Genomic DNA, 12,471 nt, shown 5'->3' with positions numbered 1-12,471 from the left:
GTGTATATGAATAAAGAAATACTTAGAAACATTCTGATCCTCGACAGCATCTACAGGATTTTAAAATGGAATGACCGGGTGAGAATTCACCTTCTGATGCAGGATAAAATATCAGAATCGACAGAAAACATCCAACTGCTTTATGATTGGTGTTTAAAATTTAAGTGGTTGCCGCCAAAATTAAAGTACGGACAGGATCGCCTTCAGTACTATGAGAACAGTCCGGATGAATGGATTTTGACTGAAGAATTAAAACACATAAAACTTGATCTGCCATGCCTGACCAAATAACCGAAGAACAGTTAGAGGAAATGATTGCTGATTTAAAAGAGCAATTGGAATGCACCAGCGACGATACTATATCAGATGAGCTGATCAAGGAAATTAAGTTTAGAGAGAGTCAATTGAAAGAATTAATAATTAAAAATAACATTATATGAAACTACAACACACTGCCAAAGACTTGTTTTGGCAAGATGAAAGCGGTCTTTCTGTTCCTTACAATAGAACTACACCGCTCGAAAGAAAAAAGGAAAGGCTGGCCAATAAGCTGGTAAAATCAGCTTCAAAGGTTTACGACATTCTTGCAGCATTTAAAGAAGAAATCATTCAGGCAAACGAGGAAGTTTTGGAAACAATCCGACAGGAAAATGATGTGAAACTTGACGGAAAAGGAAATTTCACCTGGTATAACTTTAATCGTACAATCAAAATTGAGGTGAATGTAAATGAAGCTATCAAGTTTGACGAAATCAAAATCGAAGCGGCAAAGGAAAAGCTGATCAACATGATTCGTGAAAATATTTCCGGTGATGATTTTATTATTTCAATTGTTGAGGATGCTTTTCAGACCAGCCGTGGAAAACTGGATGCACGAAAGATTCTCGGTTTGCAAAAACACACCTCCCGAATCAAATCCAAAGACATTAAGGATAAATGGGAAAATGCTATGGAACTCATCAACCAAAGTATTACGAGACCAAAATCAAAATCTTATCAGAAGGTTTGGGTCAAGGATGATGAAGGAGCCTACAAGCCTATTGAACTTAATTTTTCAGCACTATAAAATTTCCTAAATGGTTTCTCGGTGGTTCGATTCCACCGGTAGGAGCAAAAATTTAAACATGACAAATCATAAGTTAAAATTACAGCAGCCGTATTTTGATGATGTTTATTACAACAGAAAAGAATTTGAGGTCAGAAAAAACGACAGGAATTACAAGGTTGGGGATAGACTGGTTTTATTTGAATACCCGACCGAAAATCCAAATTCTAAATATGTGATGAAGGATGTAAAATACATCTTAGAAGGTGGTCAATTTGGAGTTGAGAAAGGATATGTGATTTTGGGTTTGGCTGATGTTCCATTCGCTGAACCTTTATCGGAAATCATAAAAAAAGATTTGCAGGATAAGATGACATTTCAATTCGCAGGGCGTGGTCAAGTTTAAATCAAAGAAAGTAGCAAAACAAACAACAAAAATATGAGTCCAAAAGAAGAATTAAAACAGCTATTTGCCGACCGCAATCCTGCGCATGTGGCAATTGAAATCAATGGTTTTACAGGTTTTAGAACCACATTGATTGACGACCTCACAATGGATGAAGCCATGAAACTTTTATCCATTCACGTTCCCAAACAGAAATCTATAGAACAGGAAAACGATGAGCTTAAAAATGAGCTTCTGAGAAACGGCTGGATTTCAAAGATTTTAAAACTTGCTGAGGAAACCGGCATTAAAGAAAAAGGAGGCTTCTACAAGTTCAATAATTGGATGTACACTTCATCAGTCTTTAAAAAGCATTTAAATGCTCATTCAATACCTGAACTCCAGAAAGTTCACCAACAGCTTCAGGCTGTAAAAACCAACAATGCACGAAGCGCAACAAAGGTGATGACAAAAGCGTGGTGGGATAAGGCAGAAAAAAATATCAAGCTCAATTAATGGCACTGAAAAAAAGAAAAACACCGCTTCACGTCCTCTTTGGTGAACGTGAAGCATTAAAAAACAAAAGCAATATGACAACAATCTCAATCATCCCGGTTTCGGGAATCGCAATTGATCAGATGGTTAAAATCGACAATCATTCTTATCAGTACAAAGGTCAGCAGACCGTAAAACGAAACGGCATCAAAAAAACGGTATACCAATTTAAGGGTGTAAGCACGTCGGTAGACAAAGAGTTTAATGTAACGAAGGCACCTACTTTCAAGATGGTGAACAGTGTTTTAAAAATGAATTAATCTTTGTACATAAAAGTTAGAATAGTGAAAAGTAAAACAACAATTGCATTTACTGCAACTGCAATAATTTTAAAAACATTCCAAATTTTTATAATATATTCTTTCTTTTTTTGCTCTGCATACGGTTGACCTCCATCATTAGATAATGCTAGTATACCTTCAAAACTAATATTATATGTATGAATAAAATTTTTGGTCGCACTACTTTGCGTAGAAACTTTGTTTGCATATCCATCTTTGATAAGTTTTTCCAAAGCAGGTTTTAGAAATTTATATTCTTCATCTGAATATTGTGGAGGTTGGTCTTTGGTAAAGGTATATCCCGATTTACAAGTATAGAGAAATCTTAAAGTTTTATCTAAAAAGTTAATATCCATAATAAAAATTTTATCTAAAAATAATGAAAAATGATTGAAACTGAAATCCTCAACTTTTTAAATGAAGTTACAGGCTCGAAGTTCCGTGAAATTAAAAGTAACATTTCCAAAATATCAGCACTTTTAAAACAGGACTTCACCAAAGAGCAGATTATAGAAGTTATTCAACTGAAGGTAATTCAGTGGAAAAATAACCCAAAGATGGCCATGTATCTCAGACCCAGCACGCTGTTTTTAGAAAGCAACTTTGAGAACTACATCAACGAGATTGAAAGAATAAAACAAAATCCTAAAATGTATGGCGACTACTTCAAACAAATTAACAATGTCAAAACCAGCGCAGCTGACGACGCTGATGATCTTAAAGCCATGTTCGGATAAAAAAGCATTTAATGAGATTGCGAAAATTGAACAGTCACTCACCATTACAGATAGTATCAAAAGTGGTGAGCTGATTGTCTCTCAAGGTTCAAAACTGGATATAGTAAAAGAGATTATCAAAATTGTAGAGTTCTATCTTGAAATAGTCGGAAAGAAAATGGAAAAATATCAGATACAGATTTTATCAGGTGACCTCTACGACAAATTCCGAAACGATACACTCGAAGACATCATACTCATGTTTAAAATGATTCGCACAGGCGACCTCGGAAAGCCACCATATTCAGAGAGTTTTCACGAAAAGGTAATGAGTTACGTCCCGATGTTTTTCGACCACAAATCAGCGGAAAGAGAAAGACTCATTGAAATAAAAAAACGGGAAAGGAGGAAATCAATTAATAATCCTCCTGCTCCGCAAAAAATGTCAGACGAAGCCTACGCAAAATTCACTGAGCTTGAAAATAGGCTCTCAAATCCAATCAAAAAAAATAGAGAGGTTTTTTCAATCAAAGGAGTTTTGGAAAGCGTGGATCAATACCTGGACAATCTTCCGGAAACCTGCCAAAAACTTTCAAACAGTGATCTGAAGTACGAAATCAGGAGAACTCAGTATAATAACAAAACTGCTTACGAAATTCTTCTCCAGGAAGAACAAAGACGAAAAGATGATAAACATAACAGAAGAAGAAAAGGTAATAAAGATGAAAATTGAAATGACAATCCCACAGTCGGATGTTTTCACATTCCTGCACATAAAAGGATATGAGATTAAGAGCTGGCTTTGGCAGTACACGGATGAGACCTTTCCCAATGGTTTAAGCTCTCATGCAACTTGGACTTTTACTGCCACTAAAGTAGATGAAGAACAGTGTGAAGAAACTATTTATACAGAGGTGTTTGACAGGGAGGTGAAGCTACTGTTAAATCAAATCTGATTATATGATAGAAAAAATTTATAACCTTGTAATCGTTGTACAGATGCAGGTTTAACAAAGGGGGAAATACTTAAATGGAGGGAGACCTTTGATAAATGATTGTATAAACAAAAAAAAGTTATATTTTTGAAGAACAAAATCTTCATTAAACGATTTTGAAGAACAAGATCTTCATTTAATGATTTAAAAGAAAAACCTCCCGGCAAGGAGGCTTTCACTAGAACTGCTACTCTTTATCTTTTCTTTTTAGTGCTTGTAACACTACCAAGATTTCAAGAATAGTTTTCAAAGGTTCTAGGAAATCAAATAATGATTCCATTCTTTTAAACTAAAAGCTCAATGTTTAGTAGCCTTGAGCTTTTTTCTTTAACAAATATACTAAATGGTTTTCTAAGTTTTCAATAAGTAATTCATATTATTTGTTGATAACTTTCAAAAAAGTCCTACTATAAAGGCTTTAAGGATGTTAATAAAAAATTTATTTTATACACATCTTCTAAATTACGGTCAACCGTACAATCCCTACTACTTAACAACTTATATTTACAAAATGACACAATTCACAATAAGCGGACAGAGTCATATCATCGATGATGTCTTAGAACATTTAAAATATGGTTCAGCAGGATTCAGTATCTGCCACAACTGGAACTATGAAATAATAAGTAGTGAGAAAATAATTTTTTCACTAAAAGAAGGCAAAGAAGTAAAACCAGCTGATTTATTTTGGTTTGGATATTTTACAAAGGATTAAATTAATATTTTTACAAAAAATTACTATGAGCATCAAAGACAAATTTCATGATCAATCGACCATCAAAATTACTGTACTAAAAATCGATGGGAAAAAACTAACAAAATCAAACATTGAACAATTCAATGAATATCAGATTTTTGATGATAATTACAATCTGAGATATGATAAAATATTTGGATATGTAAAGATGCCAATTAGAGTAAATGGCAAATTTTACTCATATTGGATGATTGGAGAAAAAAACGGAAAGATTGCTAAGTGCAGCTTTGATAATTATTTAAGAAGATCGAACTTAGATTTAGAAACAGAAGTCTCAACTAATAGAAAATATGATATTGCTCGGCTTCTTGCAAATGTAAAACATTATATAAAAGCAGATTATTTAGATGAAGATGGTGAATTTTACGAAAAAAACGTACCTGCAGGTATTTTATACCGAGAAATTATTAAAGATGAAATATTGACTACTTTTGAAAGTAATCTAATAAAATTAAAAGATTTTATTAATGAGCTCAAAGAGCATCAAATAATTATCTAATGAAAAAAACACTGTTAATATTATTATTTTCCCCTTTCGCTTTCGGGCAGAATAAAGCAGTTGATACAACTCTTGTGAACGGAACGCAGCCGGCAACAATTTTAAAGCTTTCAAATCATAAAGTTTTTATCGTACAAAATAAGGAGTTAGAAACCCCTTACAAGTTGCAGACTGACGGCTCTTTTATCTCTAATGGCAAGCCATACATGAAAATTTGGTTAGATAAAAAAAAATATTCAACCAATCTGAATAAATTGGTCGACCTGTTATTCGATACCGTTCCTCTTAAAAATGATGATAATAAAGAAATCATCAAAGTCGATGGCATTGATGTATTTTTAAAAACATCGTACGACAAAGCTGAAAAGAGAATTCATAAAATGTACTATTATCCGGTCGGCGATCAATTTATAGGTATTACGCAAATTGTCAACTATAAAGATGAAGAAAGTAGATTTGAAACCGAAAAGAGTATGCTTTCAATGGTTGAAAACGGTTTGTTGATTTTGCAGGATTTTTATTTGAAACGGAAGAGTTAACGCCAACTTGCAGAATTAAAAACCTCTCATTATTTTTGCGGTATGACCAGCAGAAAACAGAGAATCCAACTACGCAATGAAAAGGTTAGAGATTTTTTCACGGCATTAGAAAAAAAGCATCCACAGTGGAAACTTTCCGCTTTACTCGAAGAAACTGCAAACCAGTTTCCGCCAATAGCTCCGGCAACAGTTTCAGCAATACTTAAAGAGTCCGGCTCTTATGCAGCATAATGAATAGCTTTTAAAAGCACTTAAAAAACCGTTTAAAACAATTTAAACGGTTTTTTTGTGGAATGGAAATTGTTTGTATATTTGCATTAGAGAATGTTCTGATAGACAGCGAGTTTTCAATGTCGATTCCTTTCTCTAAAAAGCAACCTTAGTAGGTTGCTTTTTTTAATTCTTTCCTTGTGATGAAAAGTACTTTATTATCTTTAACAATGTAGAAATCTCTAATTAACGGGTAAGAATCATTATTTACGAAGTTAGATCTCAACTTTCTGAGAAAATCACCTATTTCATAAGGATATCTTTCTAAATCAAAAACAATATTTTCACAGTCCTGATCTTTAGCTTTTTTCAAAAGGCTTGTAAAATTGCCTTTTGTAGGACTTTTTCTATCGGAGATTTTGCCATTGATCTCATATTCCGGATTTTTTGTACCCTTGACAATCATTGGGTTTAGTTGCGGTCTTATCTTTACGATAGCTTTATGCATATCAAATATTTTTTGTGCAACTTCTGTATCCCTTACTAAGCCACTTTTATCTGCGTATTCACTTACAAGAACGTCTCCAACTTTCTTGTATTTTGGTTTTTTAAGTTTTTGTAATTCTGCATTTTCTCTTAATTCATTACTCCAGCGGTCTGCATTCTTCTGAGCTTCTTTTTTCTCTTTTTCAGATAAATTAGTTTCATAGGCAGTACCTCCAAAAATCTTTCCTGTTTTACCCGAATTATTTTCAAACTCAATTTTAGTCTGAAATCCCCCTGGAACTTCTGTTACATCTTCATCAGTCTGCTCGATATCGCATCGACATCCCCAATCAAGCGGCATCATGTGAGTATCCCAAAATACGTCGTAAAATGACCTAATCACTCCATCTAAAAGACCATGTTCATTACGCCTGCGATTATCATTTACCGTTACAATTTTCAGATTTGGATATAAGTCTACATCACGCTCAAATTCTTTCCATTTTTGCGCCATATTAGAACTGGCAACAGTGTGATGATATTCTGTTTCTAACCAAGTTCCGTTATAATCTCCCGACAGTTTATAAGCTTCTTTTTTGAATTCACTCCACGGCACAAGTCTCTCATTCTTCACCATCAGTTTCTCCAAATCGTTTTTAAAAGAAGTTTCTTTGAAAGCTGAAAACCGTGCAACATCGTTTTTCAAAGACTTTACAATTTCGGAATCATCAAACTCCACGGAACTTCCAAAACCTACATCAATTCCTTTTGACAGTTTATTGTTGTAATGTCCCCAAAGCTTTTTCCGGTTCTCTTCCGAAACGTCTTTCTCATCGAACATTTCTTCGATGTAGTTTTGCAGAAGCCTGCTCAAATCAAAATCAGCCGTCAATCTTATCGGCTCATGACCGCCACAACATTGTGAGCGATAGTTTAATTTGAGCAGGCTTAGTTCTTTTTTGGTTCCGATGGTATTTTTGTAGCTTGAGTCGGCATACTTTCAATTTCAGTTCCGTACACTTCCTCAATATATGATTGCTTCAAAATGTAGCCGCCCTGGATAAATACCTGATCAATTTTAATCTGTTCTTTAGTATCCTTAGTCTGTGCAATAGAAAATTTAAAACCTTCCGGAATTGGATATCCGAAAAACCTCATCGCAGGAAGTAATTTATCATTGAGAATTGAAAGCATTTTCTTTTCATCAGCAAAAACCAATTCCCCCAAAGTATTTTCGTGAACTGTTCCCTGTGCCTTGCTTCCTCCGTTTTCAGTGGTCATTGTCTGATGTAAAACGAGCATAGAAAGTTCTTCACGTAAAGCCTGTATTTTATGATAAAATACATTGAAAGCGTCGCCTTTTGAATTTTCTTTAATTTCAATTTCAGTTCCGATAGGAAAAACACCGTACGGTGATGATCCCATTTCCTCCAACCATCCGGCAACTTCCTGTTTAACACTTTCAGACTGTGAAGCAATCTTTGCGATTCTGATTGGCACTCCAAAGAGTTCCTCAAATTCGTCCCAACTTCCCCAGGAGTGACGTTTTAAAATTGTGAAAGGCGCAGCTTTCTCCAAAAGTCCGATAGAATCGTACATTTGAACCTCAATTAAATAATGTGGAGCGTCTGCATATTGTAAACCTTTATTAGTATTTACATCAGGAACGAAAAGACCCAGCTCCGGAATTACATGAGCTCTGTCAATCGTTTCAATACCTTTAATTTCACCTTTCAGAATATTGTTGAACCAAACCAAGCCGGTACCAAAATAAGTAGTTTCATGAGTGTACTCAATGAACTTTTCAAACCATGATTTTTCTTTGATAAACTCTGTACATTTATCATCTTTTTTGCCTTCAGCATTTACAATAATATACTCTTTGTTGGTGGTTCTGAAAGTTCTGTTCTGTGTGATTCCGGTAAGTTGAGCATCAAGCATGATATCCAGATAAACTTCCTGCATTGGATAGTTTTGAGGAAACTCTAAACTATGACGGATTTGCCTTGCCTGTTGCCAATGGTTGATTTCTTTACGCCATAATCTTCGGTGCTGCTTAACAGCATCCAACATTAACTGAGTTACTTTTTTAACATCTTTTGAAGCCCCACCTGAAAGCTTCACAGGTTTGTATAATAAATTGCCCGAAATGTCTGTAGTTGTCTGAGTATATTTCATCGTAATGCTCTGTCTAAAGTTCTTTTAATTTTGTCGCCTATTTTTTTATTTAAATAGGTAGATTCGCCCATAAACTGGCGTTTAGGAAGTACGCCATCACCTTCGTTGTGTGCTTTTGCATAGTTTTTATAAGTGTAGAAAACAATACTTAAATTCCGTCTTCGTGCATGAAATGAGTTTCTAAGTTTATCACCTCCTGTATTATGACCTGTAAGAATAGCCCTTCTCATTTCCTTACGTCCAAATTTGGTAAGCTCACCAATTTGTCCACGCCGGTTGGTTCTGTACCGGGTTTTATCTCTTCCACGGTCATCGGTGGTTTTTCTTTCCTGCCATTTTTCAATACTTGCATCATTAAAACCCTGGTCACGGAAATTCTTTTTAATAAAGTTGAGTCCTTCAACCTCAATAATACGTAGAGAATCCTCTGTAATGCTTTCCATTGCATTGAGTAATCTTCTTTCTAAATCATTTAAACTACCAGCCATTTCTGTAATTTTTACGGCTTCCGAGTTTCATAAAAGGGACTTCCTCATCAGGAATACCGTCACCGTTGGTATCTACTTTTTTCTTTGGCAAATCTGCCTTTCTTTTTCCTGTGGAAACTTCCTCCAACCATTTCATTGCCTCGTCATATTCGGACGGATCAATAACACCCGGCTTTCTTCTTTTTTGGATTTTATAGAAAACCATGTCTTTGAGATAATTTAAAACAGTTCTGTCTCTTTGCTCAGCGTTAGCATCAAATATTTCTTTGATGTCGTAATAAGAACCGAGATTTGTTTTCATCACCGCAATCTGATCTAAGATGATCTCAGTAATTATATTATCTTCAGTTCCTTTCAGGATATTAATAAATGATTCGGGAGCTTCTGTATTCAGTTCCTGTATGGTTAAAAATGCCATTAGATAGATATTTTTTGAGGTGAGTATTTTGGATTTAATTTTCTATAAATGTTTGTGCTGAAACTTTGACGGTAAGAAAACATTCCACTCATAGACTGCTCTTCGGTTTCATCTTCTACCTGCTCCAAAGCTGTAAATTGGTCACCGGTTAAAAACTGCATTTTTTCAGCAATAGAATCTAAAAGATCAATTTCATTTAAACCGTGTTCAAAATCTTCAGTTCCGTTATGTTGATTCATCCAGCCATCCCGGCAATACAAAATCACATCAATGTTTGCTTCACCTTCCTGCTTTTGTTCAGTCATGCTCTGATAAGTAATTTTATTAATTCGTATCAAAGCCGAAACAAACAGATCCGGAAACTGATTACTTTGCATTTGCTGACGTTCGAGGTCGACCAGCTCCAATTCCGGTATGGTCGTCAAGGCCTGTTTAATTTTTATAAAAAGTTCTTTTCGTGGAGTCATAATCTGCGTGGTTTCTTTTTGCCAAACGATGGTTTGTGGCTTCCTTCCTCTTTTGAATAACCGAAATAGGTTTGCGCTAATGTGATTGCTCTCTCTAAAGTATCAGCCGGGTCATCACCGGTAGCCATTCCTTTTTCAAATGCTAAAACCCATTTCATAAATAAGTCGTAATCCTGCTTTGAGCGTATTTTTAAAGATTCATCCCAAAAAAGAATCTTTCGGAAAAGCGCATTACCAACACCTGCTGCAATACGGTTATGTTTATCACCTTCCTGATGTAAACCAATTGGAACGTTAGGACATTTGTTATCTTCAGCAGATTGTAAGATAATTGGTGTATAAACTATTTTTTGAGCAGCTGTGGCATCAAAAAAGCCCATCACGGTATAACCTTTTTTAAGATATTTTTTCACCCATTGTGCTCTGATTTCCATTGCCGAATTTATCTCACACTTTTGGCAGAACACTTCTAATACATAGAGATAAATTCCCTTTATTCCCAAAAGGACTCCAGCTTTTAAATCTCCTGGTCCGGAATAGGATAAATCCCAATGATCTAGAATTCCGTCCCATTGTTCATGCTCGGCAATCCTTGTGTGAATAATGGTGTCTGCTTTAAAAAGCTTTCCTTCCTCGATTGGATTATTAAAATCTTCTCTTTGCGAGGTGTAGTGATCATCGTCTTCTACAATATCAATAACATCGGCTCGTGTATATCTTTCCGGCCATGATGGTTCCCAGTCCGTTCGTTTTCGTGCATCTTCAGCAGTAATATTTTTTGTTGCCAAATCAACACGACTTATATCTAAATGCTTGCTGTCTTTAAATTTTTCTTTCAGAAAGTCCAAAAGACCGTCTTTTACGATGTAATTATTTGGAATAATCAAGCGGCCACGCTCTTTATGGAAAGCTTTTTTTAAATCTCCAGTAATCTTTTCACCGTATTTTCTTACCATATCAGGACGTTTTGCCCTGTCACGGTCTTCGCAGTCATCCACACTCGCAAAGTCTGGACGGTATTGTCCAAACCTCAAACCTCTGAAAGGTTGATTTAATCCTAAAGCCTTAAAAAATCGGCCGTCTTTAGTCTGAAATTCTCCATCAGCCCAATTCCCATAACTCAACTGAGCTCCAAAATCTTTAATAATTCTTTCATTGCTTTCAAGGTGCATTTGCACATCGCTTAAAAGTATTTTGGAAAGTCCTTCATTAGCTCCGATCAGAACTGCAAAGAACAACTCATCATTTTCTTTAAGGTGAAGGATATTACCAACGTTGGTATGAATTGACTTTGCTGCACCACGGTACCACTCCCGGAACTGGCGGATTTTATTGTCTTTAAAAACCTTTTGATAACTGTCGTGATGAAATTGTGAGCTTGGAGCATCTGCAAGAGGCAAACCTGAATTTATACCAAAGTAATAATCGAAGAATTCAACATAGTTCTCAGGCTTCAAAAGCTTTTTAATACGTTCCTTCTGTTGGTCGGTCGTTTCATTTTCCAAAGAGTTGTAAGTAGAATCCTTAATCATCTTTGAAAGCATGAAATACCTTTCCTTAGCCTCTTTAAGTTCGGTTTTAGTCATTCTGCAAAAGTTCAGTTACATACGCATCAAAGTGCGGACGGATTTCTTTTATTAGTTCCAATAGAACTTCTCTTTTCTTCCCAATGTTTTTAGCTGCATTCTCCAGCATGTAAGAACTAAAACCGTCGATGCTTTCCATCGTATAAACCGCCACTTTTTTGCTGTCTGTAATTCGGTCAAATGCAGCAACAATTTTAGAAATATCATCAGCTTTGTAAGGAAGTTTTTCATTCTTCTCAATTGCTAAAGCCATTTTCAAAGTAAGATTTCTAATGGTTGACGGTTTTAAAGAAGCTAATTCTTTTTCATGTTCCCAGTTTTCGTCATCTCTCCACTTTGCAAGCGTTTTCACTCCTATACCAATGATTTCCGAAATATTGGTAACGGTAAAGCCTTTAATGAATAGGTCTTTTCCCTGCGATTTTTTTGCGCCTGATTCGGCCGCCGTAAGTCTTGCCATTAGTTTATATATTTTGCATCCACATTAATAGTTCCGTCTTCAGTGAAAGCTATATTTGAAACCTTCATTCCATCGTACTGTAGATTTCTTTTTGCATCAATCAGGAATTCGTTTGGTTCCTCAGTATTCAGCATATTTTCAATACCCACTCCAACTTCCGGAGCTGATTTATATTCGCCTTTACTCGCAATCAGGATATGTTTTACATGCTGATTATCACTGTTGCCAATAGCAAAATCGCCGTTGGAAATTACAAGGTCATCAGTAAAAAGAATGTCTATCATCGTGGTTGATTCTCCTGCAAAATTCCTTTTAATAAAGCGTTGTAAAAATTTGGTGTTTAGAGAATTGATAAAAATCTCTAACCAGTATAGATTTTATTCTGTTGTATTATCGACGGTTTTTT

General features: G+C 35.3%; 22 protein-coding genes. 13 read left to right on the top strand and 9 right to left on the bottom strand.

What is annotated here, in order from left to right:
• The first annotated feature begins 6 nt into the window (after positions 1-6).
• The 6 genes from OMO38_RS10435 to OMO38_RS10410 are packed head-to-tail and all read left to right on the top strand — an operon-like array spanning position 7 to position 2,245.
• Positions 7-291 carry a hypothetical protein gene (locus tag OMO38_RS10435; RefSeq protein ID WP_264750120.1) on the top strand — a complete coding sequence of 95 codons (285 nt, stop codon included), beginning with the start codon at positions 7-9 and terminating at the stop codon, positions 289-291.
• Positions 276-440: a hypothetical protein gene (locus OMO38_RS10430; RefSeq protein WP_264750119.1), complete on the top strand. Its 165-nt coding sequence runs from the start codon at positions 276-278 to the stop codon at positions 438-440. The genes OMO38_RS10435 and OMO38_RS10430 overlap by 16 nt, the downstream gene beginning before the upstream one ends.
• Positions 437-1,066 carry a DUF3164 family protein gene (locus OMO38_RS10425; RefSeq protein ID WP_264750118.1) on the top strand — a complete coding sequence of 210 codons (630 nt, stop codon included), beginning with the start codon at positions 437-439 and terminating at the stop codon, positions 1,064-1,066. Before OMO38_RS10430 ends, OMO38_RS10425 begins: the two co-directional genes overlap by 4 nt.
• Before the next feature lie 58 nt (positions 1,067-1,124).
• Positions 1,125-1,451 (top strand): DUF3850 domain-containing protein, encoded by a 327-nt coding sequence (locus OMO38_RS10420; protein WP_264750117.1) that lies wholly within the window; start codon positions 1,125-1,127, stop codon positions 1,449-1,451.
• A gap of 33 nt (positions 1,452-1,484) precedes the next feature.
• Entirely contained in the window at positions 1,485-1,946 is a 462-nt protein-coding gene (locus OMO38_RS10415; protein ID WP_264750116.1) for a hypothetical protein, read from the top strand.
• Positions 1,946-2,245: a hypothetical protein gene (locus tag OMO38_RS10410; RefSeq protein WP_264750115.1), complete on the top strand. Its 300-nt coding sequence runs from the start codon at positions 1,946-1,948 to the stop codon at positions 2,243-2,245. The genes OMO38_RS10415 and OMO38_RS10410 overlap by 1 nt, the downstream gene beginning before the upstream one ends.
• On the opposite strand, the gene OMO38_RS10405 is transcribed toward OMO38_RS10410, so the two are convergent.
• A complete protein-coding gene (locus tag OMO38_RS10405; RefSeq protein ID WP_264750114.1) occupies positions 2,242-2,622 on the bottom strand; it encodes a hypothetical protein in 381 nt (126 codons plus the stop codon). The genes OMO38_RS10410 and OMO38_RS10405 overlap by 4 nt on opposite strands.
• A 30-nt stretch (positions 2,623-2,652) precedes the next feature.
• Here OMO38_RS10405 and OMO38_RS10400 point away from each other — a divergent pair, with 30 nt between their 5' ends.
• The 7 genes from OMO38_RS10400 to OMO38_RS10370 all read left to right on the top strand — a co-directional run bounded on the left by OMO38_RS10400 (position 2,653) and on the right by OMO38_RS10370 (position 6,003).
• Positions 2,653-3,003: a conserved phage C-terminal domain-containing protein gene (locus OMO38_RS10400; RefSeq protein WP_264750113.1), complete on the top strand. Its 351-nt coding sequence runs from the start codon at positions 2,653-2,655 to the stop codon at positions 3,001-3,003.
• Positions 2,948-3,715, top strand: a complete 768-nt coding sequence (locus tag OMO38_RS10395) for a hypothetical protein (RefSeq protein ID WP_264750112.1) — start codon at positions 2,948-2,950, stop codon at positions 3,713-3,715. Before OMO38_RS10400 ends, OMO38_RS10395 begins: the two co-directional genes overlap by 56 nt.
• A gap of 1 nt (position 3,716) precedes the next feature.
• Positions 3,717-3,938 carry a hypothetical protein gene (locus tag OMO38_RS10390; RefSeq protein WP_264750111.1) on the top strand — a complete coding sequence of 74 codons (222 nt, stop codon included), beginning with the start codon at positions 3,717-3,719 and terminating at the stop codon, positions 3,936-3,938.
• Between the two features lie 550 nt (positions 3,939-4,488).
• Complete coding sequence (locus OMO38_RS10385) at positions 4,489-4,692, top strand: hypothetical protein (protein WP_264750110.1); 204 nt, start codon at positions 4,489-4,491, stop codon at positions 4,690-4,692.
• A gap of 25 nt (positions 4,693-4,717) precedes the next feature.
• The gene (locus OMO38_RS10380; RefSeq protein ID WP_264750109.1) at positions 4,718-5,233 is read left to right on the top strand and encodes a hypothetical protein; all 516 of its coding nucleotides are present in this window, start codon (positions 4,718-4,720) and stop codon (positions 5,231-5,233) included.
• Positions 5,233-5,772: a hypothetical protein gene (locus OMO38_RS10375; protein WP_264750108.1), complete on the top strand. Its 540-nt coding sequence runs from the start codon at positions 5,233-5,235 to the stop codon at positions 5,770-5,772. Before OMO38_RS10380 ends, OMO38_RS10375 begins: the two co-directional genes overlap by 1 nt.
• Positions 5,773-5,814: 42 nt before the next feature.
• A complete protein-coding gene (locus OMO38_RS10370) occupies positions 5,815-6,003 on the top strand; it encodes a hypothetical protein (protein ID WP_264750107.1) in 189 nt (62 codons plus the stop codon).
• A gap of 148 nt (positions 6,004-6,151) precedes the next feature.
• On the opposite strand, the gene OMO38_RS10365 is transcribed toward OMO38_RS10370, so the two are convergent.
• Genes OMO38_RS10365 through OMO38_RS10330 form a run of 8 tightly spaced genes read right to left on the bottom strand, consistent with a single transcriptional unit; the run spans position 6,152 to position 12,349 of the window.
• Complete coding sequence (locus OMO38_RS10365) at positions 6,152-7,360, bottom strand: CdiA C-terminal domain-containing protein (protein WP_264750106.1); 1,209 nt, start codon at positions 7,358-7,360, stop codon at positions 6,152-6,154.
• A 56-nt stretch (positions 7,361-7,416) separates the two neighbouring features.
• Positions 7,417-8,646 carry a DUF935 domain-containing protein gene (locus OMO38_RS10360; protein ID WP_264750105.1) on the bottom strand — a complete coding sequence of 410 codons (1,230 nt, stop codon included), beginning with the start codon at positions 8,644-8,646 and terminating at the stop codon, positions 7,417-7,419.
• Positions 8,643-9,134, bottom strand: a complete 492-nt coding sequence (locus tag OMO38_RS10355; RefSeq protein WP_264750104.1) for a phage morphogenesis protein — start codon at positions 9,132-9,134, stop codon at positions 8,643-8,645. The genes OMO38_RS10360 and OMO38_RS10355 overlap by 4 nt, the downstream gene beginning before the upstream one ends.
• Positions 9,124-9,552, bottom strand: coding sequence for a DUF1320 domain-containing protein (locus OMO38_RS10350; RefSeq protein ID WP_264750103.1), 429 nt, complete (start codon positions 9,550-9,552; stop codon positions 9,124-9,126). The genes OMO38_RS10355 and OMO38_RS10350 overlap by 11 nt, the downstream gene beginning before the upstream one ends.
• Positions 9,552-10,019, bottom strand: a complete 468-nt coding sequence (locus tag OMO38_RS10345) for a hypothetical protein (protein WP_264750102.1) — start codon at positions 10,017-10,019, stop codon at positions 9,552-9,554. Before OMO38_RS10345 ends, OMO38_RS10350 begins: the two co-directional genes overlap by 1 nt.
• Complete coding sequence (locus OMO38_RS10340) at positions 10,016-11,605, bottom strand: hypothetical protein (protein ID WP_264750101.1); 1,590 nt, start codon at positions 11,603-11,605, stop codon at positions 10,016-10,018. The genes OMO38_RS10345 and OMO38_RS10340 overlap by 4 nt, the downstream gene beginning before the upstream one ends.
• The gene (locus OMO38_RS10335) at positions 11,598-12,065 is read right to left on the bottom strand and encodes a terminase gpP N-terminus-related DNA-binding protein (protein ID WP_264750100.1); all 468 of its coding nucleotides are present in this window, start codon (positions 12,063-12,065) and stop codon (positions 11,598-11,600) included. Before OMO38_RS10335 ends, OMO38_RS10340 begins: the two co-directional genes overlap by 8 nt.
• The gene (locus OMO38_RS10330) at positions 12,065-12,349 is read right to left on the bottom strand and encodes an oxidase (protein ID WP_264750099.1); all 285 of its coding nucleotides are present in this window, start codon (positions 12,347-12,349) and stop codon (positions 12,065-12,067) included. Before OMO38_RS10330 ends, OMO38_RS10335 begins: the two co-directional genes overlap by 1 nt.
• Positions 12,350-12,471 lie beyond the last annotated feature (122 nt).

The sequence above is a fragment of the Chryseobacterium kimseyorum genome (assembly GCF_025971945.1).
Taxonomy (GTDB): Bacteria; Bacteroidota; Bacteroidia; order Flavobacteriales; family Weeksellaceae; genus Chryseobacterium; species Chryseobacterium kimseyorum.
This window is presented reverse-complemented; position numbering and strand designations above follow the sequence as displayed.

What these genes read in the sequence shown, in the direction of transcription:
- OMO38_RS10435 (WP_264750120.1), top strand. Translation starts at nt 7, where the DNA reads ATGAATAAAGAAATACTTAGAAACATTCTGATCCTCGACAGCATCTAC.
- OMO38_RS10430 (WP_264750119.1), top strand. Translation starts at nt 276, where the DNA reads ATGCCTGACCAAATAACCGAAGAACAGTTAGAGGAAATGATTGCTGAT.
- OMO38_RS10425 (WP_264750118.1), top strand. Translation starts at nt 437, where the DNA reads ATGAAACTACAACACACTGCCAAAGACTTGTTTTGGCAAGATGAAAGC.
- OMO38_RS10420 (WP_264750117.1), top strand. Translation starts at nt 1,125, where the DNA reads ATGACAAATCATAAGTTAAAATTACAGCAGCCGTATTTTGATGATGTT.
- OMO38_RS10415 (WP_264750116.1), top strand. Translation starts at nt 1,485, where the DNA reads ATGAGTCCAAAAGAAGAATTAAAACAGCTATTTGCCGACCGCAATCCT.
- OMO38_RS10410 (WP_264750115.1), top strand. Translation starts at nt 1,946, where the DNA reads ATGGCACTGAAAAAAAGAAAAACACCGCTTCACGTCCTCTTTGGTGAA.
- OMO38_RS10405 (WP_264750114.1), bottom strand. Translation starts at nt 2,622, where the DNA reads ATGGATATTAACTTTTTAGATAAAACTTTAAGATTTCTCTATACTTGT.
- OMO38_RS10400 (WP_264750113.1), top strand. Translation starts at nt 2,653, where the DNA reads ATGATTGAAACTGAAATCCTCAACTTTTTAAATGAAGTTACAGGCTCG.
- OMO38_RS10395 (WP_264750112.1), top strand. Translation starts at nt 2,948, where the DNA reads ATGTCAAAACCAGCGCAGCTGACGACGCTGATGATCTTAAAGCCATGT.
- OMO38_RS10390 (WP_264750111.1), top strand. Translation starts at nt 3,717, where the DNA reads ATGACAATCCCACAGTCGGATGTTTTCACATTCCTGCACATAAAAGGA.
- OMO38_RS10385 (WP_264750110.1), top strand. Translation starts at nt 4,489, where the DNA reads ATGACACAATTCACAATAAGCGGACAGAGTCATATCATCGATGATGTC.
- OMO38_RS10380 (WP_264750109.1), top strand. Translation starts at nt 4,718, where the DNA reads ATGAGCATCAAAGACAAATTTCATGATCAATCGACCATCAAAATTACT.
- OMO38_RS10375 (WP_264750108.1), top strand. Translation starts at nt 5,233, where the DNA reads ATGAAAAAAACACTGTTAATATTATTATTTTCCCCTTTCGCTTTCGGG.
- OMO38_RS10370 (WP_264750107.1), top strand. Translation starts at nt 5,815, where the DNA reads ATGACCAGCAGAAAACAGAGAATCCAACTACGCAATGAAAAGGTTAGA.
- OMO38_RS10360 (WP_264750105.1), bottom strand. Translation starts at nt 8,646, where the DNA reads ATGAAATATACTCAGACAACTACAGACATTTCGGGCAATTTATTATAC.
- OMO38_RS10355 (WP_264750104.1), bottom strand. Translation starts at nt 9,134, where the DNA reads ATGGCTGGTAGTTTAAATGATTTAGAAAGAAGATTACTCAATGCAATG.
- OMO38_RS10350 (WP_264750103.1), bottom strand. Translation starts at nt 9,552, where the DNA reads ATGGCATTTTTAACCATACAGGAACTGAATACAGAAGCTCCCGAATCA.
- OMO38_RS10345 (WP_264750102.1), bottom strand. Translation starts at nt 10,019, where the DNA reads ATGACTCCACGAAAAGAACTTTTTATAAAAATTAAACAGGCCTTGACG.
- OMO38_RS10340 (WP_264750101.1), bottom strand. Translation starts at nt 11,605, where the DNA reads ATGACTAAAACCGAACTTAAAGAGGCTAAGGAAAGGTATTTCATGCTT.
- OMO38_RS10335 (WP_264750100.1), bottom strand. Translation starts at nt 12,065, where the DNA reads ATGGCAAGACTTACGGCGGCCGAATCAGGCGCAAAAAAATCGCAGGGA.
- OMO38_RS10330 (WP_264750099.1), bottom strand. Translation starts at nt 12,349, where the DNA reads ATGATAGACATTCTTTTTACTGATGACCTTGTAATTTCCAACGGCGAT.